This is a genomic window from Streptomyces javensis, from assembly GCF_039525925.1.
GTDB lineage: Bacteria > Actinomycetota > Actinomycetes > Streptomycetales > Streptomycetaceae > Streptomyces > Streptomyces asiaticus.
Genome location: NZ_BAAAIF010000010.1, coordinates 18766 through 45130, shown reverse-complemented (window position 1 = coordinate 45130; position 26365 = coordinate 18766). Strand labels below are relative to the sequence as shown.

Below are 26365 nucleotides of genomic sequence, written 5' to 3'. Positions count from 1 at the left end.
CCATTGCCGGGGGAAGTCCCCTCCGCATAACCTGTGTTCGCGATACCGGCCACCGGCCGGAATCTCGAACGCTTGCCATCTGAACCAGAAGGGGAGGGCGAGCACTATGGGACGCCTGGTGCCCGCGGTGACACGGGCTCTGGACATACTCGAGCTCTTCCTGGACGGGGACGGCACGCTCTCCGCACCCGAGATCACCCGTCGGCTCGGGCTGCCCCGTACGACGGTCCATGAGCTGGTGACCACTTTGGCCGCCCGCTCCTATCTGGTCCAGGTTCCGGACCAGCCCGGCCGCTACCGGCTCGGGGTCCGGCCGTACCAACTGGGCAGTCGCTACGCCGAGCAGCTCGACCTGGCCGCCGAGGGCCAGCAGGTGGCCCGGAGCGTCGCGGAGACCTGCGACGAGACCGTGCATGTCGCGATCCTCGAGGGCATGGACGTCATCTACATCGCCAAGGTCGACTCCACCCACGCCGTCCGCATGGTCTCCGCCGCGGGCCGCCGGCTGCCCGCCCACTGCACCTCGGTCGGCAAGATGCTGCTCGCCTCCCTCCCGGAGGAGGCCCTGGCCGCGCGGCTGTCCGGAGATCAGCCGCTGGCCGCGATGACGGACAACAGCATCACCGACCCCGCCGAACTGCGCCGCCACCTCGCCGCCGTGCGCGAGCGGGGTATCGCGGTCGAGCAGCGGGAGTCCAACCCGGATGTGAACTGCGTGGCGGCTCCCGTACGGGACACCACGGGAAAGGTCGTCGCGGCGCTGTCCATCTCGGTGCCGACGATCCGCTGGAGCGATGAGCGCCAGGCCGAGCTGGAGGAGCTGGCGGCCAAGGGCGCGGGCGAACTGTCGGTGCGGCTGGGACATCGGAGGCGGGACATATGAGCACACGGCCGGCGCTCGAGATCGCGGTGCGCGCGAGCGCCGTGCTCGGTGAGGGGCCCACCTGGGACGCCGCCGCCCAGCGGCTGATCTGGGTGGACATCCTCTCCTCCCGCGTCCACACCTATGACCCCGCCACCGGCCGCCGCACCACGCTGGGCACCGAGCAGCACGTCGGCGCGGCCAAGCCCCGCGCGGGCGGCGGCCTGGTGGTCAACCTCCGCGACGGCATCGGGGTGTACGGGGCGGACGGCGGCTTCGACTGGCTGCTGCGCGAGGCGGTCCCCGGCCGCCGGGGCAACGACGCCGCCGTCGCGCCCGACGGCTCGCTGTGGGCGGGCACCATGCGCTACGACGAGGGAGTCGGCGGCGGCACGCTCTCCCGGATCGGGTCCGACGGCTCCCACGTGGAGTTCCTGCCGGAGGTGACGGTCAGCAACGGCATCGGCTGGAGCCCGGACGGCCGCCTGATGTACTACATCGACACCCCCACCCGCCGTATCGACGTCTTCGACGTCTTCGACGTCGAGGACCCCGATGGTTCGGTGGTCTCAGGCCGGAGGCCGTTCGCCGAGGTCGAGGAGGGCGCGGGGTTCCCGGACGGGCTGTGTGTGGACGCCGACGGCGCGGTGTGGGTCGCCCTGTGGGACGGTGCCGCGATCCGCCGCTATGCCCCTGACGGGACACTCGATCGGGTGGTGGAGCTGCCGTTCCCGCGCCCGACCGCGTGTGCCTTCGGCGGTGCGGACCTCACCGACCTGTATCTGACCTCGGCACGCGTCGGACTCGGCGCCGCCGCGCCGCCGCTCGCCGGGTCGTTGCTGGTCATTGAGGGTGCGGGGCAGGGGCTGGCGCAGCCCGCGTTCGGCGGCTGAGCGGGGCCGGGCGGGCCCCGGCCGACGCCGGTTCTCCCGAAGATCCGCCGGAAGGCAGGTCCTGAGGAGGGCTTTCGTGCGGTTCTTTGCACAGGATCCTCACACCTCGCGTCCTGCTGACCTACCCGTTGGTCACATAACCTGCCCGGCGAAATGGATTACTGCTCTCCTTGTCGCCGCCATCTCAACGGTGCCGTCTCCTGCCCTGGATGCGGGACGCCCGTCGAGGACCTCGGGCTGCCCGCTGCCGCGTCGGACGCGTCGGACGAGGGCGGCGGCGGGGCCGAGGCGCCCGCCACGCGGGCGGAACGGCGGGCGGGCGCGGGCCGCCGTACGGCCCAGGCTTCCCGAGCCTCGCGGCGGAAGCCCAAGCCCCGGGGACTCTTCGGCCGCCGCGCCCGTAGGGCCCGCCGGGGGCGGGGACGCCGGGTGGCGATCCTGGCGTCGGTGCTCGGCCCGGTGCTGGTCGCGGTGTTCGTGGCCGAGCTGGCCACCGAGGGCCACTGGCGGGAGTCCTCTCCGGCCCCCAGGCGGCAGGAGCCGGTGGCCGACCGCGACGGCGGGGTGACGGAATCCGCCGAGACGATCGTCCAGGACACGACCGGTCCGAACGCGGGACCCTCGACGGCGGATGGCGAGGACGAAGAGTCGTCCAAGGACAAGGGCAAGGACAAGAACGGGGACAAGGACGGCGGAAAGTCCAAGGGCGAGAAGGGCGACACCTCGGCCGATCCGGACGACGCCTCGTCCTCCGACCCGTCGGACGACTCCCCCTCGGCCCCGGGCGGCTCCGGCGCGACCCATCGGCCCACGACGCCGCCGAAACCCGGGGCCACCTCCCCGGCGACCGTCGCACCGACGCCGACCCCGACGCCCACGGAGACCTGCCAGCGGTTCCTGTGGTGGTGCACCTAGGAGGCGCACGCCGCCCCACACCGCCTGCGGCGAGCTGTCCCCTCCCCGCCCCTTCCCGAAACCGGGGCTTCGCCCCAGACCCCCGAACCGGGGCTTCGCCCCAGCTCCCCGGGCGGGGGTTCCGTCGCTGGCTTCGGTTCGGGGCTTCGGCCCCAGACCCCCGAAACTGGTGCTTCGCCCCAGGCCCCCGTGGGGCCCCGCCCCAGATTCCGGGGTCCAGGGGCGGAGCCCCTGGTATCGGGAAGGGGCGGGGAGGGGAAAGACCCGCTGGACCCGTAACCGGGCGTCCCCGCGGCGCGCGGGCCCCGCGGCCCGGCTCTACGGCGCGGTGCCCAGCATCCGCTTGAGCAGGTCGCGCAGCACCATCCGCTCCTCCTCCGAAAGCTCCGCCAGCGGCTCGCGCGCGAAGTCGAGCGAGCCCCGGAGCCGTTCGGAGGTCTCCCGGCCCGCCTCGGTGGCGGCGGCCAGTTTGACGCGGCGGTCGGCCGGGTCCAGGCGGCGCTCGGCGAGGCCGCGCGACTCCAGGCGGTCCACGATCCCCGTGACGTTCGACGGCTCGCACTTCAGCTGCTGGGCGAGCCGTCGCATCGGCGTGGGCCCGCCGGTCAGCAGGCCCAGCACCCGGGCCTGTGCCCCGGTCAGGGAGTGCTTGGCCGCGGCCTCCTCGTATTCCTCGTGATAACGGGCCACGATGGTGCCGATGAGCTCGACGACCTCGAGGGTCAGCGGGTCGATGCGGGACGTCATGACCACCAGGGTACCCATTTACTTGACAACATGAAATATCCAGCAGCATGATTGTTTCATCTGCTGAAACGTATGAGAGGCCCCTTCCATGTCCGTCATCCCCACCACCGGCCGTGAATGGCACCTGGTCGCCCGCCCCCAGGGGTGGCCGAAGCCGGAGGACTTCGCGCTGCGCGAGGCCCCGGTCTCCGAGCCGGGTCCCGGACAGGCGCTGGTCCGCAATCTCTACATGTCGGTGGACCCGTACATGCGCGGCCGCATGAACGACGTGAAGTCGTACACGCCGCCGTTCAAGCTGGACCGGCCGATGGAAGGCGGCGCGGTCGGCAAGGTCGTCGCCTCCAATGCGGAGGGCATCTCCGTCGGCGACCACGTACTGCACTTCGGCGGCTGGCGTGAGTACGCGACGGTGGAAGCCAAGAGCGCCGTCAAGGTCGACCCCGAGATCGCCCCCCTCACCGCCTACCTCGGGGTGCTCGGCATGCCGGGCCTCACCGCCTACGCGGGGCTGCTGGAGGTCGCCTCCTTCAAGGAGGGCGACGCGGTCTTCGTCTCGGGCGCGGCGGGCGCGGTCGGCAGCGAGGTCGGCCAGATCGCCAAGCTCAAGGGCGCCTCGCGGGTGATCGGCAGCGCCGGTTCGGACGATAAGGTCCGGGTGCTGCTCGACGAGTACGGCTTCGACGCGGCGTTCAACTACAAGAGCGGCCCGGTCGCCGACCAGCTGAAGGAGGCCGCGCCGGACGGGATCGACGTCTACTTCGACAACGTCGGCGGTGAGCACCTCGAGGCCGCCATCGGCCGCCTCAAGGTGCACGGCCGGGTCACCGTCTGCGGCATGATCTCGCAGTACAACGCCACCGAGCCGACCCCCGCTCCGCGCAACCTCGCGATGGTCATCGGCAAGCGGCTGCGGATCCAGGGCATGCTGGTCGGGGACCACCAGCACCTTCAGGAGCAGTTCTTCCAGGAGGTCGGCGGCTGGATCCGCGAGGGCAAGCTGCACTACAGCGAGACGGTCATCAAGGGTGTGGGCAACGCCGTGGAGGCATTCCTCGGGATGCTCCGCGGGGAGAACACCGGCAAGATGATCGTCGCCTTCGAGGACTGACGGCTCAGGGAACCGAACCGATGGTTCGACCGCCCCCGCCACCCGTGTGGCAGGGGCGGTCCCGGCTATCGCAGCACCACCGTCGTCAGCGAACGCCCCGGCAGCTCGACCGCCAGCCGTCCGTCGCGCACCCGTGCGGTTCCGACGCGGCTGACCGCATGCGTCTCGTCCGTCCGGTAGACCGCGCCCCGCGCGTCTCCGCCGTCATTCGATCCGCCCCGTAGCGCGTAGTCCGTGCGCACCGGCTCCGCACCGGTGTTGAGGATCTCCAGGACTCGCCGCCCGTCCCGGTTCCGGTAGGCCGTCGTCTTCACCGTCGTCTTCACGCCGTCCACCCCGGAGTCCGCCCCGGAGTCCGCCGCGACCCGTACCGCGCCGGGCCGGATGAAACGGCTGTACGCGGCCAGGGCCCACAGCCGCTTGGAGACGTGGTAGTCCGGGCCGTCCAGCTGGATCAGCCCCCTGGTGGCGCCCACCGACGCGCCGAACCAGTACACGTACCCGCTCGCCCCCGCGTCCGCGAGCGTCGTGTGGATCGCCTCCGCCACCGCCAAGCCGTCATAGGCGCTGCCGTCATCCCACGCCTCGTTCCACGTCGTCCCGTTGGGGCTCCACTCCGACATCCAGGTGCGGCGGCTCGTCGGCAGGGGCTGGTCGGAGGGGGTGACATAGGGATGGCCCGTGTGCACCGCGACCTGGGCCGCGGCGGCGCTGTCGGCCTCGATCGCGGCGGAGAACGCCGCCTGCTCGTCCCATCCGGCCGCGTCGCAGCACAGCAGGTTGATCCCGGCCCGCCGCACCGTGGGGCCGATCGCCTTGACCACCTCGACCGCCTCCTCCGGGGTGAACCGCATCGAGGCGTAGGACGTGGTGAGGTCCGGCTCATTGGTGAAGCCGAGGTCGGTGATGCGTACGCCCTCCTGGCGGTAGAACTTCGCGTACCGCACCAGATAGTCGGCGTACGCCCGTCGCCACTCCGCCTTCAGCGTGCCGCCGCCTGCGTCCGTCCCGTTCGTCTTCATATAGCCCGGCGCGCTCCAGGCGTCGGCGTAGAAGCGCTTGACGCCGTACCGCCGCGCCTCCTTGGCCAGCCACACCTGGCCGCCGTCGTCGCCGTCCCACTCATAGCGCGGGGGCGCGTCCGGGCCGCCCGGGTCGGTGGGCTGGATGGACTTCATATGGTCGTAGACCTCGTCGGAGGACGAGCCGATGCCGAGCCGCAGGATGCTCAACCCGGCGCCCGTGGCGCGGTTCAGCAGCAGATCCAGCACCTCGCGCTGGTGTTCCGGGGTCAGGCCCTGTGCGCCGTGCATCAGATCGGCGCGCTGGAACGCCTGAGAGAAGCCGAAACCGTCGATGGGCTGGAGGTGGATTCCGAAATCCACGGTGCCGCCGCGGAGTGGTTCCGCGGCGGCGGACGGTGTGATGAGCGGGAGCAGTGCGGCGGCGAGCGCGCCGACGAGGGCGGTGCGGACCGAAGTGATCACGAAAACTTCCCTTCCCGGCTCCGAAAAGTTCCGGAACGTTTCCGTAACGTCGGCCGCACGCTAGAGGCGGCGGTGAGTCGGGTCAAGGGATCGCTCACGAGGTGATGGGTCGGGGGCGGGCGGGTACCCGGGGAGCCGAAGGAGCTCGGAACGACGGAAAACGACGGAAGACGACGGGAAAGGTGGCCCCATGTCCACGACGGCCGGTCCGGAACAGCCTCGGTCCGCCGCGCAGGTGCTGGTGGCGGTGAGCGGAATCTCGCGGGACGACGCCGATGCCGTCTTCGGTGTGCTGCGCACGGCTTACGCGTCCGACCAGGCGACGGCGGAACTTCCGCAGGACGCGGGGGAGGGGCGGCCCACGGTGTGGACGTCCGTCTTCGAGGTGGCCGACCCGCGCGCGGAGCCGCGCCCGGCCTCCCTGACGGCCCCCGTCACCGCCGACCTCCAGGGCGGCCCCCTCCAGGTGCGGCAGATGGCGGACGTCCTGGCCCGCGCCTTCGAGGTGCGCGAGCAGGGCGCGGTGGCGGGCGACCAGGAGCGTGAGCTCCGGCTGAGGCTGTCCAACACCGGCATCCGCCCGGCGTAGCGGGCGTGGCCGAGCGGGGTGAGGTGCCCGCCGGGGCGAGGTGCCCGCCGGGGTGAGGCGCCCGCCGGGGTGAGGCGCCCGCCGGGGTGAGGCGCCCGCCGGGGCGGCGAACGCATAATCGGTTGCCTGTCGGCGACGGTGGCGGATGCAATGTCCGGCATGGTCACCCAGGCGCGCCCGCCACGGCGAGACGGATCACCCGTTCTGATCGGAGCTCTCGTTCCGCTGACCCGGCCCGGCTGGGCCGAGGCGGGTCACCATCTGCTCGCGGGCCTCGAGCTGGCCATACGCGATGTCAATGACGGCGGCGGGATCGCCGGAAGCCCACTCGAGCTGGTGGTCCGGGACACCGCGGCCGACCCGCCGAAGGCCGCGGCGGCCGTGGACGAACTGGACGGCCTGGGCGTGGTCGCCGTGGCGGGGGAGTACCACAGCGTCGTCGCTCGTGCCGCCGCCGCCCGGGCCGACGCCCTCGGCCTGCCGTTCCTCTGCTCGTCGGCGGTTCTCGACGCGCTCACCGAACGGTCGACGGACTGGGTCGCGCGGCTCGCCCCGGCGCAGTCCCACGGCTGGCGGATCTACGCGGACTTCCTCCTCGGCGCGGGCCACAGCCGCATCGCCGTGGCGGCCGAGCCGAGTGTCTACTGGGCATCCGGGACCGGCGTCCTGCGGGACCATCTCGCGCCACGCGGTGGCACCGTCATCGAACTCGACATGCGCGCGCTCACCCCCGCGGCCGTGTGCGACGAACTCGTCGCCCATCGCGCGACCGCCCTCCTGCTTCTGGTCGGCCACCCGGAGCCGGCCGTGTCGATCGTGCGGTCCGTCCGCCGTGACCAGCGCCTCGCCGAGATCATGATCGGGGCTCCGGCCGGGCAGCCGGAGTTCGCCGAGTGGGCGACGTCGCTGGGCGAGGACGGCGCCGCGATCCCGTTCCTGCGCTATCTGCCCGACCGCCTCAGCCCACTGGGCGCACGGGTCGAGTCGGCCCTCCGCGAGCGGCTGGCCGCGGCGCCCTCCTTCGTCGCCTTCGAGGGCTACGACACGGGCGCCGTCCTCGCCGAGGTGCTGCGTGCCCAGGGCACGGACCGGGCGGGCGTCGCCGCGTCCTGGCCGGGCGTCGCGGTCGAGGGCACCCGCGGGCGGATCCGGTTCTCCCGTACGCCGGGCATCAGCGTGTGGCAATGGACCTGGCCGCCGATCCAGGTAGTCGACCGGGATCCGGCGGAACCCGATCGCTTTCGGATCCTCCACACCGGCTGACCGAGTACGGCTGACCGAGTACGGCTGATCGGAACGGGGGTACCCCCGGCGCGGGGTCCTCAGCGGATCGGCGGAAGTCGGCTGCGGTTCGGTGGCGCCCCGAAGGGGGCGCGGGGCTGTGTCGATGTGCGGCTCCGCCGCGCGGGCGCGACCAGCCACGACGGCGCCGCAGATGGCCAACGACGCATCGCGGCACTTCCAGCGGAGCGCTTAGCCCGGGCCGCCCGGCGCGGACAACCCGACGCCGTCCCGCCATTGACGCACGCCGTGACGAGATCTTACGGTCGCGTTCGAAGAAACGAGCGCTGGTCGATATGTCGAATAGTCGCGCCCTCCCGCTTACGCGCGGTCGCGGCACCCGAAGAGATGGGCCGTCATGCCGCAGACCGATTCCGCCCGGTTCACCCTCGACCCCGCCTTCACCGTCGGCGACGTCAACCCCCGCCTCTTCGGCTCGTTCGTCGAACACCTCGGACGTTGCGTCTACACCGGTATCCATGAGCCGGGCCACCCGGCCGCCGACGAGGCCGGGCTGCGTACCGATGTCCTGGCGCTGATCCGTGAGTTGGGCGTCACCGTCATCCGGTATCCGGGCGGCAACTTCGTCTCCGGCCACAAGTGGGAGGACGGCGTCGGGCCGGTCGAGGAGCGGCCGCGCCGGCTCGATCTGGCCTGGCGGTCCACCGAGACCAACCGGTTCGGGCTCTCCGAGTACATCGACTTCGTCCGTAAGGTCGACGGCGAGCCCATGATGGCGCTCAACCTCGGCACCCGGGGCGTCGCCGAGGCCCTCGAGCTCCAGGAGTACGCCAACCACCCGTCCGGCACCGCCCTCGCCGACCTCCGGATCGGCCACGGCGACAAGGATCCGCACGGCATCGGGCTGTGGTGTCTGGGCAATGAGATGGACGGCCCCTGGCAGACCGGCCACAAGACGGCCGAGGAGTACGGACGGCTCGCCGCCGAGACCGCCCGCGCGATGCGGCAGATCGACCCGGACGTGGAGCTGGTGGCCTGCGGCAGCTCCAACCAGTCGATGCCGACGTTCGCCACCTGGGAGGCCACGGTCCTCCACGAGACCTACGACCTCGTGGACCACATCTCCCTGCACGCCTACTACGAGGAGCGCGACGGCGACCGCGACTCCTTCCTGGCCTCGGCCGTGGACATGGAGTCCTTCATCGAGAACGTCGTCGCCACCTGCGATCACATCGGCGCCCGGCTGAAGTCGAAGAAGAAGATCAACCTGTCCTTCGACGAGTGGAACGTCTGGTACCAGACCCACTACCACAACGCCGAGCCGCCCAACTGGGAGGAGGCTCCGCGCCTCCTGGAGGACAGCTACTCCGTCACCGACGCCGTCGTGGTCGGCTCGCTGCTGATCGCCCTGCTCCGCCACGCCGACCGCGTCACCGTCGCCTGCCTCGCCCAGCTGGTCAACGTGATCGCCCCGATCATGACCGAACCGGGTGGCCCCGCCTGGCGGCAGACCACCTTCTACCCCTTCGCGCAGGCGTCGGCGCACGGGCGCGGGCGGGTGCTGCGGGTCGAGGTGGACGGCCCGACGTACGAGACCCCCGTCTACGGCGAGGTGCCGCTGCTGCACGCCACCGCCGTCCTCGACGAGTCCACCGGCGCGGTGACGGTCTTCGCGGTCAACCGCGACCAGCACCGGCCGCTCCCGCTGGAGATCGCCCTGCCCGCCCTCCCCGTGACCCGCGTGGTCGAGCACACCGTCCTCGCCGACGCCGACCCCGAGGCCCGTAACACCCTCACCGACCCCGAGCGCGTCACCCCGCGTCCCGGCGCGGGCACCGAGCTCGTGGACGGCGCCCTGCGCACCACGCTGGAGCCGATGTCCTGGAACGTCATCCGGCTGGCCTGAGCACCCCGGGCGCGAAGGCCCCGCCCGGGGTGCCGGGCGGGGCGTGGACGGGACGGGGGATGGAACGGGGGACGGGGCGCGGCGGTCGGTCAGGCGTCCGGGTCGACGCCGACCGTGAGCGTGCCGCGGTAGCCGGCGGACGGGGTGCTGCCCAGCGCCGTCACGGCGAGCAGCCCGGCGGCGGTGCCGCCGTTGCCGTAGATGCCGTCGGCGGACAGGGGAGTGCGGGGGACGGTGTTGGTGGAGTACGGGGAGAGCCTGGCCACCGCTTGGGTGATCTTCTCGTCGAAGAAGAGCTGACCGGTGTGGATCTCGTTGCCGCCGGTGAACGAGCCGTCCGGGGTGAGCGTGACGCCCGTGTGCACCTTGAGGTGGACGTGGATGCAGCGGCCCCGGTACCAGCCGGGGTAGATCCCGGTGAGCTTGGCCACCCCGTCGGTGCCGGTCAGCACGCCGCCGCGGAGGAACTTGCCGTTGTCCGGCTCCTGGTGGCCGTTGTTGCCGACGAAGCCGGAGTACTCGCCGAGCGCGTCGCAGTACCAGATCTCCACCAGCGCCTTGTTGATGGGCGCGCAGGTGGCGGTGTCCACGACGGTGAGGACGAGCTCGAGCGGGACTCCCTTCTTGTCCTCGGTGACGTCCGCGCGTACGAGGGCGTGGTCGAGGTAGTACGGGCCCTCGGTGAGCTCCTTGGTGAGTGTGCAGATGGCGGCGGTGTCGCGGGCGCCGACGGCCGTATCGGCCGCCGCGGCCGACTCCGGGCGGGTGGCCGCCGTGCCCGCGCCGATCCCGATGGCCGCCGCGGCGGCGCTTCCGGCGAGCAGTACTCTTCGGCGCCCCATGGGGGCGGAGGATAAGTCTGTCATGAGCATGGAAAGGTAGGGGCGTTTCCTGTGGGGCGCCTGTGGGTTCGGCAAAGTCCCCGCGCGTCAACGCCCGATACGGCCAACTCCCCTGCCTCATACGGGTGTTGACAGCGACGCAAGCGCTTACTAGCTTCTTCCGGGATGGCCGCTGTCCGCCGGGGCGATCCCGACCACATCGCCCGGCGCCAGGGCCCCGCACCGTCAGAGCCGCAACCTTTGGCGATCTCCACCGGCCTTTGTGATCAGCGTGCTTGCCGCTCACCCTCGTTCATCCCGCAAGCGATTACCCCTCCCGTGTGGAGATCCTCCGGATGAGAGGACTCCCCCATGCGCTCGACGCACGACCACGGCACCACGGACGACGGCGATGTCATTGACGTCGCCCGCGTCACCGCCCGCGACCGGCGCCGGCTGACCGCGGTCGCTGCGGGCGTCACCGCGGCGCTCGCCCTCGGCGGCCTCTCCACGGTCTCCGCCCATGGCGCGGACTCGGCCGACTCCGCACGATCCGAGACCACTCCCATCGGCTTCGGCGCCGGTACCACCGGCGGCGGGAACGCCACCGCCACCACCGTGACCTCCCTGGACGCCTTCAAGGCCGCCGTCACCGGCGACAGGGCCAAGGTGGTCAGGGTCTCCGGGCTGATCTCGCTCACCGGCCAGGTGGACATCGGCTCCAACACCACTGTGCTGGGCGTGGGTTCGGGCTCCGGCTTCACCGGTGGCGGACTGCGGCTGAAGGAGTCGACGAACGTCATCGTCCGCAACCTCGCCATCAGCAAGCCCCGGAAGCCGTCCGACGGCATCACCGTGCAGAAGTCCACCAAGGTGTGGATCGACCACAACACCTTCTCGGCCGACCGCGACCACGACAAGGACTACTACGACGGTCTGCTGGACATCAACCACGGCTCGGACGACATCACCGTCTCCTGGAACAAGTTCGCCGACCACTTCAAGGGCAGCCTGGTCGGCCACAGCGACAACAACGCGAGCGAGGACACCGGTCACCTCAAGGTGACGTACCACCACAACTGGTTCACCAACGTCTACTCCCGCATCCCCAGCCTGCGCTTCGGCACCGGCCACTTCTACGACAACTACGTCCAGGGCGCGGAGACCGGTGTGCACTCACGGATGGGTGCGCAGACGCTGGTCGAGAACAACGTCTTCCGCGACACCGAGGTGGCCGTCACCACCAGCCGGGACAGCGATGTCGACGGCTATGCGGTGCTGCGCGGCAACGACCTGGGCGGCGCGGCCACCGAGATCTCCCGGACGGGCAGCTTCACCACCCCGCCGTACGCGTACACGGCGGAACCGGCGTCCTCCGTCGTGGCCACCGTCACCGCCCAGGCGGGGACGGGCAAGCTCTGAAACGCGCCGGTACCGGCCCCCGGCGGTCGTCAGGAGGGCAGCACCCACATGGGGTTGGCGTAGAACCACAGATCGCGCCACGGGTCCGCGTCGCCGTTCGCCGCGATGGCGCGCGCGGTGCCGCCGTCCAGCACGTTCACGGCGCCGAGCCCCGCGCCCAGCAGCCCATCGTCAGTGGTTCATCAGCCGAGAGGACACCTCCTTGAGACTCATCGCACGCTTAGCCGTCGCCGCCGCGGCGGCGCTCACCCTCTGCGCGACCGTCACGACATCCGGCGCCACGCCCGCTGTGGCTGACACCGGGACGGGCACGTTCAACGTCCTGACCTACAACGTGGCGGGGCTCCCCGAGGGCCTGTCGTCCAGCCACCCTGCCAAGAACACCCCGCTGATCTCCCCCCGGCTCGGCGCGTACGACATCGTCAATGTCCAGGAGGACTTCAACTACCACGCCGCGCTCTACGCCGGTGACGACCACCCGTACCGCACCCCCACCAGCGGCCCCGCCGTCTTTGGCGACGGTCTGAACACCCTCTCCGACCTGCCGTACGACGGCTTCCAGCGGGTGAAGTGGAAGCGGTGCAACGGCACCGACTGCCTCACCCCGAAGGGCTTCACCTTCGCCCGGGTGCGGCTGGCCGAGGGCGCCTACCTCGACCTGTACAACCTGCATCCCAACGCGGGGACGACGGACGCCGACCTCGCCGCCCGCCGCGCCAACATCACCCAGCTCTCCGACTACATCGCCGCCCACTCCGCCGACAACGCGGTGCTCGTCATGGGCGACACCAACACCCGCTACACCCGCACCGCCGACAACATCCGTGACCTCGCCACCCGCAACGGCCTCACCGACGCCTGGGTGGACCTGGTGCGCGGCGGCTCGGCCCCGCCCGCCGGATCCGACGCCCTCGTCTGCGACCCGGACAACGTCACCGACACCTGCGAGGTCGTGGACAAGGTCCTCTACCGCTCCGGCCCGGGGCTCTCCCTCGCCGCCACCCGCTACCACAACGCGCACACGGCCTTCCTCGACGCCGACGGCAAACCGCTGTCCGACCACTATCCGCACACCGTCGACTTCACCTGGCAGACCGGCAAACCCGGCGTTCCTGGCGCGCCACGCTAGCCCAGTAGGCTTCGGCCCATGCGTGATCTTGTGAGTGGCTTCGGTTATCTGATGAAGGGGCAGCGCTGGGCGGCCCGGCACGGGAGATGGTGGGGGTTCGGGATGATTCCCGCCCTGATCACCCTCGTCGGCTACGCGGCGGCCCTCGTCGCCCTCTTCTTCTGGACCGATGACGTCATCGCATGGGCCACGCCCTTCGCCGACGACTGGTCCTCACCCTGGCTCGGCGTCTTCCGCGGCGCGCTCTCGATCCTCTTCGCCGCCACCTGCCTCTTCCTCGCCATCATCACCTTCACGGCGGTCACGCTGCTGGTCGGCCAGCCCTTCTACGAGTCGCTCTCCGAGCAGGTCGACCGCTCCGAGGGCGGCGCGGTCCCCGAGTCCGGGCTGTCCACCTGGACGGAGCTGTGGATAGGGCTGCGCGAGGCCATCGCCCTGCTCATCCGCGTCACCCTCTGGAGCGTGCTGTTCTTCGCGCTCGGCTTCATCCCGGGGGTCGGCCAGACCGTGATCCCCGTCCTGGCCTTCTGCGTGACCGCCTTCTTCCTCACCGAGGAACTGACGTCGATCGCCCTGCTGCGCCGCGGCATCCTGCTGAAGGAGCGCCGCCGCATGCTCCGCTCCCGCCGCCTGCTCTCCCTCGGCTTCGGCGTCCCGCTGTCCGTCCTCTTCCTGATCCCGCTGGTGGCCGTCTTCCTGATGCCGGGCGCGGTCGCGGGCGCGACACTGCTCGTACGCGACCTGACGGGCGAGGACGAGGACGCGGCGCCGCAGGGCGAAACGGCGGCGGGCCCGGCGGGCGCCTTCAACGGCTCGTAGCGACAGACGCCCGAGTGACGGCCTGTTTGGTCCGCCGGGGCCTTGCCCGGCGGACCAAACAGGCCGCGGGGCGACTACCGGGCCGCGGGCATGTTGCCGTCGCGCCAGTCGTTCACCCGCTTCCGGATGCTGGGGACCATGGGGAGCGCGTCAACCTCTGCGGGGTCGAACCAATGGACATCGGTGGACTCCTCGGAGACCGCCAGTTGCCCAGCCACAGGACGTGCCACGAAGCAGACGGAGAACTCTTGGCGCACCTCGCCATCGTCGTAGGCAAAGACGTGACGGGGGTTGGTGTAGGTGCCGACGATGCCGACGATCTCAACATCGACCCCGGTCTCTTCGCGCGTCTCCCGAATCGCGCAGTCCGGCAACGACTCTCCGATGTGCATGGCACCACCGGGAAGCGCCCACATGTCGTTGTCCCGCCGGCGCTGAAGCAGGGTGCGCCCGGCATCGTCAACGACGACGGCGGAGGCAGCGGGAACCAGGCTGTTCGCGGCCGGGGCACTCGGGTCGTCCTCGTAGTCCCGCCTACCCATCATCTTCCCCTTCCCATACCGGACTGCCTCGTCTCCACAGTTCCTCAACGTGGGAAGCGAAGCGATCAAACATGCCGTCGTCCTGGTAACGGCGCAGATGCAGCGTGGGCGCATCGTGTCCCACGCGATGAGTCAGCAAAGGCGTAACGATCATGTCGTCATCGAAGCGGAACACGGATAGATACGCGTGTCCCTCGCTGTACCGCACATCGATGCCCGGCTGGCTTCTGATCTTCTCCAGTTCGGCCAGCGTCACGCGGATGCGCGTGGACAGCGTGAGTGCGACGTCTTCATCCTGCTCGCGCGACCGTGTGAGATCACTGTCGGGGTCGCCAAGCAGGAAGCGCACTCGGCATCCTTGGGCGGCCTTGCGTCGCAGCGCGGTACCGAATCGGGCATGTTCGAGCCATAGGAAGTAGTTGGTGTAGCCCGCAAAGGTCAGCTCCCGCTCAGCTTTGGTGATCAGCGAGCGCCATAGAGAGGCCGGACAGCCGGACCGGTACGGATAAACGGAAACGACCTCACGGTCCGGACCAACCTTGATCGCTTTCTTTACGGCTGCTGGCCATAACACCGCCTCGTCCTCTCCGAGTGCTTCGCAGACGGCCCATCGGTGACGGGCACGGGGAACCCGTCCCGTCTCGGTGACCCATCGGCCGACAGTCTTGATATCGGCGCCACAGCTCTCCGCCAACTGCCGGGCTGTCGTGTGAGCTTGAAGCATGGCACGGCGTAGTGCTTCGTTCACCAGTACCCCCCGGGAGCGGAAATGTGGAGGCGTACAAACCCCCGCGACCGTGGCGACGGCCCGGGGGCGTGGCCCTCAACCCCTTGGAGGTTGACGACATGGCCCACGCTGTCGCGTGGATCTTCGAAGTGCTGCTACGGCTGTGGCTGCCGTTGTCCGGTCGTCATCGGGCGGCCGAGGCGGCCGACGACGGCTCCGCAGGGGGATGGCATGAGAGCCGCTCGCGAGCGCGGCTGGTGCGTGCGTCGCACTGGATGGTGGTGGTCCGTTGACCGTCGGCCCCTGGACCACACCCGTCCCGTCCCCTGGGTGCGCTCTGTGCGCTGCTCCGGGCGACTTCGGGCCCCACAACCCTGCCGAGCCGTGTCTGGGCCCGTGCCCGGCGTGCATCAAGGCCGGAAAGCCTACCCGTGACGGCCTGGAGCAGGCCGTCGTCATCGTCGCCGGGCAGAGTCTTGCGGCCGCAGAGGCGCTGAGCCTGGCCGACGCCGCGCCGGAAGAATTGGCCTACCACCTCGGCGCGGTGAAGCGGAGCCTGCGCACCGTGCTCCAGCTCCTCGCACCGGTTGAGAAGGGCGGCCGCTGATGGCCGACAGCCGGCCGGACCGGAACGAGCGGCCGAAGATGACGATGCGCGTCTACACCGTGGCGCGTGACGGGATCGGCATCACCCGGCGCGCGATCGTGGCCGTCCTCGCGGGGGAGAAGAGCGACGCCTACCCGTTGGGGCAGGCGTGGCCGCCGTGCCAGTGTCCCCGCCACCGGGACCACAACAACCCCGACCGCTTCATTCGGTCCTGAGACCGCCGTCCGCTCCGTCCCTCGCCTCCGACTCTCGTGGGCGGACCAGGGCGGACGGCCCCGGCTCGGCCTGAGCCACCAGCTCCGCAGCATCGAGGGCATCAGGATTTCGACCGAGGGGGTATCCGGCCTCCAAACGACGGTGACCAGGGAGACAGACGAGTGACAGGCAATCAGCGGGCCATCACCGAAGACCAGCGCCAGCAGGCCAAGCTGATCTGGGACTACCACCAGATGCACCATCAGGTGGGACCATGCGATGTTGCGATCGGCCTGGGCAGCCACGACCTCGGCGTGCCCGCCTTCTGTGCTCGGCTGTATCGCGCCGGGCTCTTTCCAGCCCTGGTCTTCACCGGTGGGCCCAACCCCACCGCGCCGGAGCGGTTCCCCCGCGGTGAGGCGGTCCACTTCCGCGAGCACGCCATCGCACTCGGCGTTCCCGAGCAAGCGATCCTGCTGGAGCCCAAGGCCCGCAACACCGGCCAGAACATCACCTTCTCCCGGGAGGTCCTGGCCGCCACCGGGATGATGCCGGAGAGAGTGCTGCTGGTCTCCATGCCCTACATGGAGCGACGCTCCTTTGCCACTGCCCGCAAAATGTGGCCCGAGGCCGAAGTGATCTGCGCGTCGGAGCCACTGGAGTTCGACGACTACCTCAAGAGCATCGGCGACGAGAAACTCGTCACCGACGACCTCCAGCGGCTGATCGAGTATCCGAAGCTCGGGTTCGCCATCGAGCAGGACGTCCCGGAGGACGTGCATGCCGCCTTCGAAACTCTCATCCGCGACGGCTTCACCAGCCGCCTCATCTCCTGACCTCCCGCCTCCCGGCGGGCTGTGCGCGCAGACGAACGTGCCCAGGCGCATACCGTGCCGTACGCGGCGATGGTGCGGTGATGGCCGCTACGCTCGCCGGCCATGAGCGACGATATTCAGGGTCATGGACCCGTCCGTGACGCCTCTGTCGTGGTGGCCCGCGCCGCCGATGGGCTGGTGGCCGTGTTGAGCGCGGATTTCCCCCGCCATGGCGGTGAGTACCTGTTCCTGCCCGGCGGGCGCAGGGAGGCGGGGGAAACGGCGGAGGAGTGTGCGCGGCGGGAGTTGCGGGAGGAGGCCGGGGTCGTGGCCGAGACGTGGCGTTCGCTGGGGTCGTACGCGATGACCCTCGGCTCCACGGCTCGCGTGGATCTTTTCGAGGCCCGACGGCTGACCGTCGGGCCTCAGGAACTCACCCCCACCGAACGGGACTTCAAGCTTTCGTGGTGGTCGATGGGCGACGCGATCGACGCGGTCGCGCAGGGTCGCTTTCTGCTTCCGGCCGGGCCCTTGGCGCTGCTGCTTGCTGAGCGTGAGGCTCGGGGCGTCAACGGGTCGTGGTCGCGACCACGGTGAGGATCGAGCGGACCTGGGCGGTGATGGCCTCGCGGTTGTGGACGAAGTTGGGGTCGGTGATCTCGCCCGTGGCGGGGTCGGTGTTGTCCGGGCCGAACTGGAGGACCGGGGTGTGGAGATGACCGCCCGGGACCTTCAGGTCGACCGCGTCGCGCAACAGCGTGGCGCGGTAGGCGATCTCGTTGGAGAGGTAGTCGCCGCCACCGCCCGCGCGGGCCGTCGAGCCGGGGGTCGGGCCGTTCGGGCGGACCACGGGGGTCGTGGCGCCCGCCGGGATCTCGGTGACCTCGGTGTGGTCGTAGACGGGGGTGGGGCCGGTGTCCGCCGCGACGATCTTCTCGTGGGGGAGGGTGGTCGTCGTCCACTGCGGCTGCGGGTGCGGGGTCGGCACACCGGCCGGGATGGGTACGGTCTCGGTGCGGGAGACGTTCGCGTTGTCGGGGTAGCCGCCCCGCCAGGCGCCGTTGGTGCGCTCGACGTCGAACCGGCCCACCCGGCCCTGGCTCACGGTCATAAAGGCGTCCACCCGGCGCGGGCCCGACCGGAAGGCGGGCAGCAGGGTCCGCTCGACCGTGCCGTCCGCGAAGTCGGCCCAGCGGACCGGGAAGACGGCCGTCTCGACGCGTGCCGGGCCGCTGTCCGTACGGATCGTCGTCCCGTCCAGCGCGAGCGCGGCCGCGCCGGAGGGGTTGGAGCGGCGGACGTCGGCGTCCAGCTGGAACGGGTCGAAGCCGGTGACCACGATGCGCTTGATGTGCTGACCGGCGGGGAGGTCGAGTGAGTCCTGCCCGCGCGAGGTGCGCTCCAGCGTGTCGAGGAGCGCCGCGCGGCGGGCGTCGGTGAGCGGGAAGCCCGGCTGCCACTGGCCGAGCGCGCGGGTCATCCCGAGCCGCGCCCAGTACAGCGGCCGGTCGTCGTCCCGGCTGAGGTCCCCGCCCGCGGGCCCCCGGCCCTGGACGCGGTCCACGGCCCGCTTCCACAGCGCCCGGCCCTCGCGGGTGACCACCCGCTCGGCCTCGGCAGGGGACCGTACGCCCGCCAGGGCGCGGGCGAAGTCCGGTGCCACGTCGTCGAAACCGCTGCGGCGCAGGATCTCCTGGGGCGCGGCCTGGTCGAGGCGCCGCTCCTCGACGGTGGGGGTGGCGGTGGTGTCGGCTGCGGCCGTCGTCGGCACGGCGAGGGCCAGGGGAGCGGCGGTGAGCAGGGCGGCGCCGAGCAGGGCTAGCCGGGGGCGTATCGGTCTCATGCGGGGTCCTCTCGGGTGAGGAGTGTCGGATGACGGGGGCCGGGTCGAGGCCGGGGTCGGGGGAAAAGACAACCCCTCCCGTCCCGAGCTCTTGAGCTCGGGACGGGAGGGGAACCGAGGAACTACGGGCCGCGCGCGGCGGAGCCGCTCAGCGCGTCGAGAACGAGTGCACCGTCGTCGACCGGTACGTCTGCCCCGGCCGCAGCACCGTCGAGGGGAACGACGGCTGGTTCGGCGAGTCCGGGAAGTGCTGGGTCTCCAGGGCGAAGGCGTCGCCCTGCCGGTAGACCCGGCCCGATGTGCCCGCGAACGTGCCGGTCAGGAAGTTGCCGGTGTAGAACTGCACACCGGGCTCGGTCGTGGCGATCCGCATCACCCGGCCGGACTCCGGCTCGGTCACCGTCAGGAAGTGCTCCGGACGGCTGGTGATGTCCTTGTCCAGCACGAAGTTGTGGTCGATCCCCTGCCCGTAGAGCACCTGCTGGTGCGCCTCCCGGATGTCCCGGCCGATCTCCTTGGCGCGGCGGAAGTCGAACGGGGTCCCGGCCACCTTGGCGAGCTCACCGGTGGGGATGAGGGTCTTGTCGACCGGGGTGTAGCGGCTGGCGGCGATCTCGAGACGGTGGTCGTAGACGGAGCCGCTGCCCTCCCCGGCCAGGTTGTAGTACGTGTGGTTGGTGAGGTTCACGACCGTCGCCTTGTCGGTCGTGGCCTCGTAGTCGATGCGGAAGTCGCCCGCCGCCGTGAGCGTGTAGTCCACCCGCACGGTGAGCGTGCCGGGGTAGCCCATCTCGCCGTCGGGGCTCACCCGGCGGAGGGTGAGCCCCACGTCCGCACCCTTGCGGAACGGCTCCACGGACCAGACGCGCTTGTCGAAGCCCTTGTCGCCGCCGTGCAGGCTGTTCGGCCCGTCGTTGATCGGCAGCTGGTACTTCTTGCCGTCCAGCGTGAAGGTGCCGCGTGCGATGCGGTTGCCGTAGCGGCCGATGAGGGCGCCGAAGTACGGGCTGTCCGCCACATAGGAGTCCAGGTCGTCGAAGCCGAGCGACACATTGGCGCGGCGGCCGTGGCGGTCGGGGATCTCCAGGGCCTGCACGATGCCGCCGTAGCTGAGCACGCGCAGCCGGGTGCGGGCGTTCTCGATCGTCCAGCGGTCGACCTCGGTGCCGTCCGCGAGCGTGCCGAAGTGCTCCTTCACCGCGCCTCCCTTGCCCGCGGAGTCCCCTCCGCTGTTCGCGTGGGCGGTGCCGGTCGTGGCGGCCGCCGCCGCCAGTCCGGCCGCCGCCGCCGTGATCACCGTGCGTCTGCTCGTGGTCATATGCGGCTCCATAAGGCTAGATCCATGGGGGACAGCTGATGGGTTACGACCCGACCTTGCGCTTGTTCCAGACATCGAAGCCGACCGCGGCCAGCAGCACCAGACCCTTGATCACCTGCTGGTAGTCGGTACCGATGCCGACCAGCGACATACCGTTGTTGAGCACGCCGAGCACCAGACCACCGATGATCGCGCCGAGCACCGTGCCCACACCGCCGCTGGCCGAGGCGCCGCCGATGAACGCGGCGGCGATGGCCTCGAGCTCGAAGTTGAGGCCCGCACTGGGGGTGGCGGAGCCCAGCCGGGCGGCGAAGACCAGACCGGCGAGGGCGGCCAGCACACCCATGTTGACGAAGACCAGGAAGGTGACGCGCTTGTCCCGGACACCCGACAGCTTGGCCGCCGGCTGGTTGCCGCCGAGGGCGTACACATGGCGCCCGATGACGGTGTTGCGCATCACGAAGCTGAAGATCACGAAGAGACCGGCGAGGATCAGCAGCCCGTACGGCGCGCCGTGCCAGCTGGACAGCGTCATGGTGAAGGCCATCACGGCGGCGACGATCGCGGCGCACTTGACGAAGAACAGCCCGATCGGCGCCACGTCCAGCTCATAGGCCGCCCGCTGCTGCCTGCCCCGCCACTCCTGCCAGACGGCGGCGGCACAGACGATGAGGCCGATCACCATGGTGGGGTTGTGGTACTGCGTGTACGGGCCCATCTCCGGGATGAAGCCGGTGCTCAGCTTCTCGAAGCTGTCGGGGAACGGCGACAGGGACTGGCCGTCCAGCAGGATCTGGGTGCCGCCGCGGAAGGCCAGCATTCCGGCCAGGGTGACGATGAAGGACGGAATGCCTATGTACGCGATCCAGAACCCCTGCCAGGCCCCGGCCACCGCGCCGAGCAGCAGACAGAGGACGACCGCGAGGCCCCACGGCATATCGTGTTTGATCATCATCGCGCCGGCGGCCGCGCCGACGAAGGCGACGAGCGATCCGACCGACAGGTCGATGTGCCCCGCGATGATCACGATCATCATGCCGATCGCGAGGATGAGGATGTAGCCGTTCTGCTGCACCAAGCTGGTGACGTTGCCGGGCCGCAGCAGGATGTCGTCGGACCAGATCTGGAAGATGACGATGATCAGGGCGAGCGCGACCAGCATTCCGTACTGCCGCATATTGGACCGCAGGCCCTGGAGCAGCAACGTCCCGATGCTGGGCGAGCCCTCGGCCGGCGGTGGGGCCGGGCTCTCGGTCTTCTGGGTGGCCGTGCTCATCCTTCGTCTCCTCTGTCCCTTGTCATATGGCGCATCAGGACTTCCTGGTTCGCCTCGTCCCGGGGAACCTCCCCGGTCAGCCGCCCGGCCGCCATCGTGTAGATCCGGTCGCACATCCCCAGCAGCTCGCCCAGCTCGGAGGAGATGAAGATGACGGCCTTGCCCTGGGCCGCCAGATCGTTGATGACCGTGTAGATCTCGTACTTGGCCCCGACGTCGATGCCGCGGGTCGGCTCGTCGAGGATCAGCACCTCCGGACCTGCGAAGATCCACTTACTGAGCACGACCTTCTGCTGGTTGCCGCCGCTGAGCCGGCCGACCCGCTCGAAGACCGTGGGTGCCTTGATGTTCATCGTCTTGCGGAACCGCTCGGCGACCCGGGACTCCTCGTGCTCGTTGACCAGACCGCGGCGCGCCACCTTGCCGAGCGAGGAGAGCGAGACGTTGCGGCTGATGGTGTCCTCGAGGTTCAGCCCGTAGTGCTTGCGGTCCTCGGTGACGTACGCGATGCCGTGGTCGATGGCCTCCGGCACGGTGCGGGTACGGACCTCCTGGCCGTCCCGGAACACCCGGCCGCCCGCGTACCGCCCGTACGCCCGCCCGAAGACGCTCATGGCGAGCTCGGTGCGGCCGGCGCCCATCAGCCCGGCGATGCCGACGATCTCCCCTCGCCGTACGTTCAGCGACACCCCGTCCACGACCTTGCGCTGCTGGTCGATGGGGTGGTGGACGGTCCAGTCCTCGACGGCCAGGGCCACCTCGGAGGCGTCCTCGCCCTCGTACGGGGTGCGGTCGGGGAAGCGGTGGTCGAGGTCGCGGCCGACCATGCCGCGGATGATGCGGTCCTCGGAGATCTCGGGGCTGGCCTCGGGGGTCTCCCGGACGGTCAGGGTTTCGATGGTCTGGCCGTCGCGCAGGATGGTGACGGAGTCGGCGACCCGGCGGATCTCATTGAGCTTGTGGGAGATCAGAATGCAGGAAATGCCCTGCGCCTTGAATTCCAGCAGCAGATCCAGGAGCTTTCCGCTGTCCTCGTCGTTGAGCGCCGCGGTCGGCTCGTCCAGGATGAGCAGCTTCACCTCCTTGGAGAGCGCCTTGGCGATTTCCACCAGCTGCTGTTTGCCCACGCCGATATCGGTGACGCGGGTCTGCGGCGAATCCGTCAGACCGACCCGCTTGAGCAGCGCGGTGGCGTGTCTGAGGGTTTCGTTCCAGCTGATCAGGCCGCGCCGGGAGTGCTCATTGCCGAGGAAGATGTTCTCGGCGATGGACAGATAGGGGATCAGCGCCAGTTCCTGGTGGATGATGACGATGCCGCGCTGCTCGCTGGCGCGGATGTCCTTGAAGGCGCACGCCTCGCCGTCGAAGAGGATCTCGCCGTCGTAGCTGCCGTGCGGATGGACCCCGCTGACCACCTTCATCAGGGTGGACTTTCCCGCGCCGTTCTCCCCGCAGAGGGCGTGGATCTCGCCCTGGCGGATCTGGAGATTGACATTGGAGAGCGCCTTGACACCGGGGAACGTCTTGGTGATGGAACGCAATTCGAGAATGGTGCTCATGGCCCGGTACCGCCCTACTTGAGCTGCGACGCGGTGTAGTAACCCTGGTCCACCAGCACCTGGGTGTTGGATTTGTCGATGCTGACCGGATTGAGCAGATAGGTCGGCACGACCTTCTTGCCGTTGTCGTACGACTTGGTGTCGTTGATCGGGGCCTTGCCGCCGGTCAGCTCCGCCTTGGCTATCCGCACGGTCGCCTTCGCCAGCTTGCGCAGGTCCTTGTAGATGGTCTGCGTCTGCTGGCCCCGGATGATGGACTTCACGGAGGCCAGCTCCGCGTCCTGGCCGGTGACCACGGGGAACGGCTTGGCCTTCGTGCCGTAGCCGGCGCTCTTGAGCGCCGAGAGGATGCCGATGGACATGCCGTCGTACGGCGAGAGGACGGCGTCGACGTCCTCGGTGCTGTACGACTTGTTGAGCAGGTCCTCCATGCGGTCCTGCGCCGCGCTGCCGCTCCACTTCTCGGTGTAGAGCTGGTTGAGGCTCGTCTGCTTGGAGCGGACGATCAGCTCACCCTTGTCCATGTACGGCTTGAGCACGCTCATCGCGCCGTTGTAGAAGTACCGGGTGTTGTTGTCGTCCGACGAGCCGGCGAACAGCTCGATGGAGAACGGGCCCTTGCGGCCCTTGGCCAGCCCCAGCTTGTCGACGATGTACTGGCCCTGGAGCCTGCCGACCTTCTCGTTGTCGAAGGTCGCGTAGTAGTCGACGTTCGGCGTGCCCAGCAGCAGCCGGTCGTAGGAGATCACCGGAATGTTGGCGTCATGGGCCTGCTTCAGGACGTCGTTGAGCGCCCCGCCGTTGATCGGCGCGATCACCAGCAGCCGGTGGCCCTTGGTGATCATGTTTTCGAGCTGGGCCACCTGGGTGCGGACGTCGTCCTCGCCGAACTGCAAGTCCGTCTTGTAGCCCGCCGCCTGGAACTGCTTGGCCACATTGCGGCCGTCGGTGATCCACCGTTCGGAGGACTTGGTCGGCATCGCGATGCCGATCGTGCCTCCCTTTTCCTTGCTCTTGTACCGGCTGCCGCCGACCGCCTCCTGGCCACAGGCCGTGGCGGTCAGCGAGAGCGCGAGGAGGCCGGCGCCTATCGCCGCGGCTCGTGCTCCTCTTACCGTGCGCATGGTGTTGGGGTCCTTCCCTGGGGCGTCGTTGCTTCAGGAACTGGGGAGGTCCGCGTCGGCGGTGAAACGCCGCAGCGGACCCGGCAGCCGGGAGCCGAGCGGGGACATCCCGCCGTCCGCGCCCAGCCGGGTGAGCAGGTCGAGCACGAGCCGCCCGCGGCGCACCCGCTCGCGGGCGCTGCCCAGCGCCACGTCGCGCAGCTGGGCGCCGTACGGGTAGATCCCCGGGGATTTGCTGAGCCCGAACTTCAGATAGATGGGGGCACCGCGCCGGATCAGCTCCGCCGCGTCATAGAGCCGCACATAGCCGCCGAGGTCGTCCGGGGCCTCGACGTAGAAGTCCATCGGGGCGCGGGAGACCCGGCGGATCTCGGTGAGGTGCTCCAGCGTCAGGTCCGACGGAATGTTGATGGAGTCGGCCCCGAGCTGCTCGTACACCGCGAACGAGGCCGGGTTGACCGGACCGACCAGCGCGGACAGCTTGAAGGTGGTGTCCGCGGGCAGCTCGCCGCTCGCCCGCAGCCGGTTCAGCAGCCACAGCACGCCCTCGTCGGCCACCAGCAGGCACTTCACGCCCAGCGAGACCGCGCGCAGCGCGTCCTCCACACAGCCGGCCACCGCGTCATGGCCACGGGCGCGCAGCCCCCCGCCGCCGGAGTCGGAGCGGGTGGCGGCGCCGATGTCCCAGGTGCCGCGGGGGCCGGTGAACAGGCACAGCTCGGCGTTCCGCTCGGCGCAGGACTCCACCATCTCGGTGATCTCGGCATCGGTGAGCATCCAGACGCCGCTGCCCTGGCTGATCCGGTGGATCGGCACATCCAGCCGCCCGGCCTCCTTGAACACGGTGGCCAGCGCCTCCGGGCCCTCGACGGAGGGGATCTCGGTGCGCCAGGTGCCGCCGTCGGGGAAGGTGTGCGCGGAGGTGTCGGCGGGGTCGGGGGCGGGCGCGGCGTGGCCGAGCGACGCGAGGGCCGCGTCGGCGGGGCGACGGGGGCCGGAAGAGGCGGGTGAGGCGGCGGTCACGGTGCTCCCTGTGGAGTGATGGCCGGTGGTTCGGCGTCCGGCTGGTGCTGCCCAGGACATCGTTGTCCTAGTGGGGCTGGGGTGATGACTAGAGACGGTCGGGAGTACTGGTGGGACGACTGGAGTCGGGCCCCAAGGGCTGGTGGGGCGACTGGAGTTGGGAGCGGGAGACTTGACACGGCGCGGTCTCACCCATCGCTAGCCGAGGCCCTGCGGACGCAGCAGCACCTTGCCGACGGCCGGATCGCCGCTGCCGACCAGCTCGATCGCGGAGGCGAAGTCGGCCAGCGGCAGCTCATGGGTGATCAGCGGCCGCAGGCTCAGCAGCCCCGCGTCGAAGACCCGTACGGTGTGCGACCAGGCGGCGGGCGGGGCCCCGAAGACGGTCTGCACCTCGATCTGGCGTACCACCAGGTCGGTGGGGTCAAGACCCTCCGCGCCCGCCGCCGGGATGCCGGTGAGCACCAGCCGGCCGCCCCGGCGCAGCAGGGAGGCGGAGGTACGGGCGGCGGAGGCCGAACCGGCGGTCTCGATCACCACGTCATAGCCCGAGAGCTGGTCGGACAGCTGGTCCCGGGTGCGGAACTCGGTGCCGCCGAAGGAGAGCGACAACTGCTCCCGGTCCGGGCGGGTGCCCACCACCAGCAGCCGCGCGGGGGAGACGGCGGCGAGGAACTGCACGGCGATCATGCCGAGCGTGCCGGTGCCGACCACCGCGACCCGCTCACCGGGCTGGGTCCGGGCCTTGAGCGCGGCGGCGGCGACGCACGCGGCGGGCTCGAGCAGCGCGGCCGCGCCCAGGTCGGCGTCGTTGGACAGCGGGTGCAGCAGCCGGGCCGGCAGGGTCAGGGTGTCGGCCATCGCCCCGGGCTGGGTGAAGCCGGTCTCCTCGTACCCGGCCGTGCACAAGGTGGTGTCCCCGGCGTGGCAGCGGTCGCACACCTGGCAGTTGCGGAACCCCTCGCCGACGACCTTGCGGCCGACGAGCGCCTCCGGGACGCCCGCGCCGACCGCCTCGACCGTCCCGGACCACTCATGGCCGGGGATGACGGGGTAGCGGACATAGCCCTCGGGCCGGTTGCCCTGGTACAGCTCGCGATCGCTGCCGCAGATCCCGGAGGCGAACACCCGCACCCTCGCTTCGCCCGGCCCGGGCTCCGTCACGGTACGGGTCTCCAGCCGGTGGCTGCCGGGTCCTTCGAGGACGAGCGCGTCGTCCATGCGGCTCATGTCTGCTCCGTTCGTTTCGTCGCTACCCGGCCCGCCGGGGGAACCATGCCGACGGCCCGGGCCGGGGCAGGCCCGGCCGTGACGGGCCGGGCCGTCACGAGCCCGGTCGTGACGAGCCCGGTCGTGACGAGCCCGGCCGTGACGACGGCGGGACGTCCCACGGCGC

At 70.4% G+C, this 26365-nt stretch carries 26 protein-coding genes and 1 pseudogene; 15 read left to right on the top strand and 12 right to left on the bottom strand.

The window, feature by feature from the left end; all coding sequences use genetic code 11:
* Positions 1–106 precede the first annotated feature (106 nt).
* From ABD329_RS12035 to ABD329_RS12025, 3 genes are all read left to right on the top strand, one after another.
* Complete coding sequence (locus tag ABD329_RS12035) at positions 107–883, top strand: IclR family transcriptional regulator (RefSeq protein ID WP_198280986.1); 777 nt, start codon at positions 107–109, stop codon at positions 881–883.
* Positions 880–1755 (top strand): SMP-30/gluconolactonase/LRE family protein, encoded by an 876-nt coding sequence (locus tag ABD329_RS12030; protein WP_198280987.1) that lies wholly within the window; start codon positions 880–882, stop codon positions 1753–1755. Before ABD329_RS12035 ends, ABD329_RS12030 begins: the two co-directional genes overlap by 4 nt.
* Before the next feature lie 153 nt (positions 1756–1908).
* Positions 1909–2670, top strand: a complete 762-nt coding sequence (locus ABD329_RS12025; RefSeq protein WP_198280988.1) for an SCO2400 family protein — start codon at positions 1909–1911, stop codon at positions 2668–2670.
* 318 nt (positions 2671–2988) lie between these two features.
* On the opposite strand, the gene ABD329_RS12020 is transcribed toward ABD329_RS12025, so the two are convergent.
* Complete coding sequence (locus ABD329_RS12020; protein ID WP_198281942.1) at positions 2989–3417, bottom strand: MarR family winged helix-turn-helix transcriptional regulator; 429 nt, start codon at positions 3415–3417, stop codon at positions 2989–2991.
* 88 nt (positions 3418–3505) lie between these two features.
* Between ABD329_RS12020 and ABD329_RS12015 the strand changes: the two genes are divergently transcribed.
* Positions 3506–4525, top strand: a complete 1020-nt coding sequence (locus ABD329_RS12015; protein WP_198281943.1) for an NADP-dependent oxidoreductase — start codon at positions 3506–3508, stop codon at positions 4523–4525.
* 65 nt (positions 4526–4590) lie between these two features.
* On the opposite strand, the gene ABD329_RS12010 is transcribed toward ABD329_RS12015, so the two are convergent.
* The gene (locus ABD329_RS12010; RefSeq protein WP_198281944.1) at positions 4591–6012 is read right to left on the bottom strand and encodes a glycoside hydrolase; all 1422 of its coding nucleotides are present in this window, start codon (positions 6010–6012) and stop codon (positions 4591–4593) included.
* 190 nt (positions 6013–6202) lie between these two features.
* Here ABD329_RS12010 and ABD329_RS12005 point away from each other — a divergent pair, with 190 nt between their 5' ends.
* The 3 genes from ABD329_RS12005 to arfA all read left to right on the top strand — a co-directional run bounded on the left by ABD329_RS12005 (position 6203) and on the right by arfA (position 9749).
* Positions 6203–6601, top strand: a complete 399-nt coding sequence (locus ABD329_RS12005) for a hypothetical protein (protein ID WP_198281893.1) — start codon at positions 6203–6205, stop codon at positions 6599–6601.
* A gap of 150 nt (positions 6602–6751) precedes the next feature.
* A complete protein-coding gene (locus ABD329_RS12000) occupies positions 6752–7864 on the top strand; it encodes an ABC transporter substrate-binding protein (protein WP_198281892.1) in 1113 nt (370 codons plus the stop codon).
* Positions 7865–8240: 376 nt separating this feature from the next.
* Positions 8241–9749: an arabinosylfuranosidase ArfA gene (gene arfA / locus ABD329_RS11995; RefSeq protein WP_344316328.1), complete on the top strand. Its 1509-nt coding sequence runs from the start codon at positions 8241–8243 to the stop codon at positions 9747–9749.
* 89 nt (positions 9750–9838) lie between these two features.
* On the opposite strand, the gene ABD329_RS11990 is transcribed toward arfA, so the two are convergent.
* A complete protein-coding gene (locus tag ABD329_RS11990; RefSeq protein WP_425574319.1) occupies positions 9839–10621 on the bottom strand; it encodes an intradiol ring-cleavage dioxygenase in 783 nt (260 codons plus the stop codon).
* A 321-nt stretch (positions 10622–10942) separates the two neighbouring features.
* Here ABD329_RS11990 and ABD329_RS11985 point away from each other — a divergent pair, with 321 nt between their 5' ends.
* The 3 genes and pseudogenes from ABD329_RS11985 to ABD329_RS11975 all read left to right on the top strand — a co-directional run bounded on the left by ABD329_RS11985 (position 10943) and on the right by ABD329_RS11975 (position 13940).
* Entirely contained in the window at positions 10943–11992 is a 1050-nt protein-coding gene (locus ABD329_RS11985; RefSeq protein WP_198278275.1) for a pectate lyase family protein, read from the top strand.
* Positions 11993–12194: 202 nt separating this feature from the next.
* Positions 12195–13082: pseudogene (locus ABD329_RS11980) on the top strand (exonuclease/endonuclease/phosphatase family protein); the annotation flags it as partial.
* A gap of 57 nt (positions 13083–13139) precedes the next feature.
* Positions 13140–13940 carry an EI24 domain-containing protein gene (locus ABD329_RS11975; protein ID WP_198278276.1) on the top strand — a complete coding sequence of 267 codons (801 nt, stop codon included), beginning with the start codon at positions 13140–13142 and terminating at the stop codon, positions 13938–13940.
* A gap of 74 nt (positions 13941–14014) precedes the next feature.
* Here the strand turns inward: ABD329_RS11975 and ABD329_RS11970 are convergent, their stop codons facing one another.
* Positions 14015–14482: an NUDIX hydrolase gene (locus ABD329_RS11970; RefSeq protein ID WP_198278287.1), complete on the bottom strand. Its 468-nt coding sequence runs from the start codon at positions 14480–14482 to the stop codon at positions 14015–14017.
* Positions 14475–15230, bottom strand: coding sequence for a DUF5919 domain-containing protein (locus ABD329_RS11965; RefSeq protein ID WP_198278277.1), 756 nt, complete (start codon positions 15228–15230; stop codon positions 14475–14477). The genes ABD329_RS11970 and ABD329_RS11965 overlap by 8 nt, the downstream gene beginning before the upstream one ends.
* 98 nt (positions 15231–15328) lie before the next feature.
* On the opposite strand from ABD329_RS11965, the gene ABD329_RS11960 reads away from it, so the two are divergent.
* From ABD329_RS11960 to ABD329_RS11940, 5 genes are all read left to right on the top strand, one after another.
* Positions 15329–15502 (top strand): hypothetical protein, encoded by a 174-nt coding sequence (locus tag ABD329_RS11960; RefSeq protein WP_198278288.1) that lies wholly within the window; start codon positions 15329–15331, stop codon positions 15500–15502.
* On the top strand, positions 15499–15816 hold the full coding sequence (locus ABD329_RS11955; protein ID WP_198278278.1) for a hypothetical protein: 318 nt from the start codon (positions 15499–15501) through the stop codon (positions 15814–15816). The genes ABD329_RS11960 and ABD329_RS11955 overlap by 4 nt, the downstream gene beginning before the upstream one ends.
* Positions 15816–16031: a hypothetical protein gene (locus ABD329_RS11950; RefSeq protein WP_198278279.1), complete on the top strand. Its 216-nt coding sequence runs from the start codon at positions 15816–15818 to the stop codon at positions 16029–16031. The genes ABD329_RS11955 and ABD329_RS11950 overlap by 1 nt, the downstream gene beginning before the upstream one ends.
* A gap of 162 nt (positions 16032–16193) precedes the next feature.
* Entirely contained in the window at positions 16194–16847 is a 654-nt protein-coding gene (locus ABD329_RS11945; protein WP_198278280.1) for a YdcF family protein, read from the top strand.
* A 102-nt stretch (positions 16848–16949) separates the two neighbouring features.
* Complete coding sequence (locus ABD329_RS11940; protein WP_198278281.1) at positions 16950–17423, top strand: NUDIX hydrolase; 474 nt, start codon at positions 16950–16952, stop codon at positions 17421–17423.
* Here ABD329_RS11940 and ABD329_RS11935 read toward each other — a convergent pair.
* From ABD329_RS11935 to ABD329_RS11905, 7 genes are all read right to left on the bottom strand, one after another.
* On the bottom strand, positions 17395–18669 hold the full coding sequence (locus ABD329_RS11935) for a pyroglutamyl-peptidase I (protein WP_198278282.1): 1275 nt from the start codon (positions 18667–18669) through the stop codon (positions 17395–17397). The two genes, ABD329_RS11940 and ABD329_RS11935, sit on opposite strands and share 29 nt — an antisense overlap.
* A gap of 148 nt (positions 18670–18817) precedes the next feature.
* A complete protein-coding gene (locus tag ABD329_RS11930) occupies positions 18818–19987 on the bottom strand; it encodes an aldose epimerase family protein (protein ID WP_198278283.1) in 1170 nt (389 codons plus the stop codon).
* 43 nt (positions 19988–20030) lie between these two features.
* On the bottom strand, positions 20031–21263 hold the full coding sequence (gene mmsB, locus ABD329_RS11925; protein WP_020871552.1) for a multiple monosaccharide ABC transporter permease: 1233 nt from the start codon (positions 21261–21263) through the stop codon (positions 20031–20033).
* A complete protein-coding gene (gene mmsA, locus ABD329_RS11920; RefSeq protein WP_198278284.1) occupies positions 21260–22822 on the bottom strand; it encodes a multiple monosaccharide ABC transporter ATP-binding protein in 1563 nt (520 codons plus the stop codon). The genes mmsB and mmsA overlap by 4 nt, the downstream gene beginning before the upstream one ends.
* Positions 22823–22836: 14 nt before the next feature.
* Positions 22837–23946 carry a multiple monosaccharide ABC transporter substrate-binding protein gene (chvE, locus tag ABD329_RS11915; protein ID WP_198278285.1) on the bottom strand — a complete coding sequence of 370 codons (1110 nt, stop codon included), beginning with the start codon at positions 23944–23946 and terminating at the stop codon, positions 22837–22839.
* 33 nt (positions 23947–23979) lie between these two features.
* Positions 23980–24969 (bottom strand): hypothetical protein, encoded by a 990-nt coding sequence (locus ABD329_RS11910; protein ID WP_344316326.1) that lies wholly within the window; start codon positions 24967–24969, stop codon positions 23980–23982.
* A gap of 198 nt (positions 24970–25167) precedes the next feature.
* A complete protein-coding gene (locus ABD329_RS11905; protein ID WP_198281231.1) occupies positions 25168–26190 on the bottom strand; it encodes a zinc-dependent alcohol dehydrogenase in 1023 nt (340 codons plus the stop codon).
* Positions 26191–26365 lie beyond the last annotated feature (175 nt).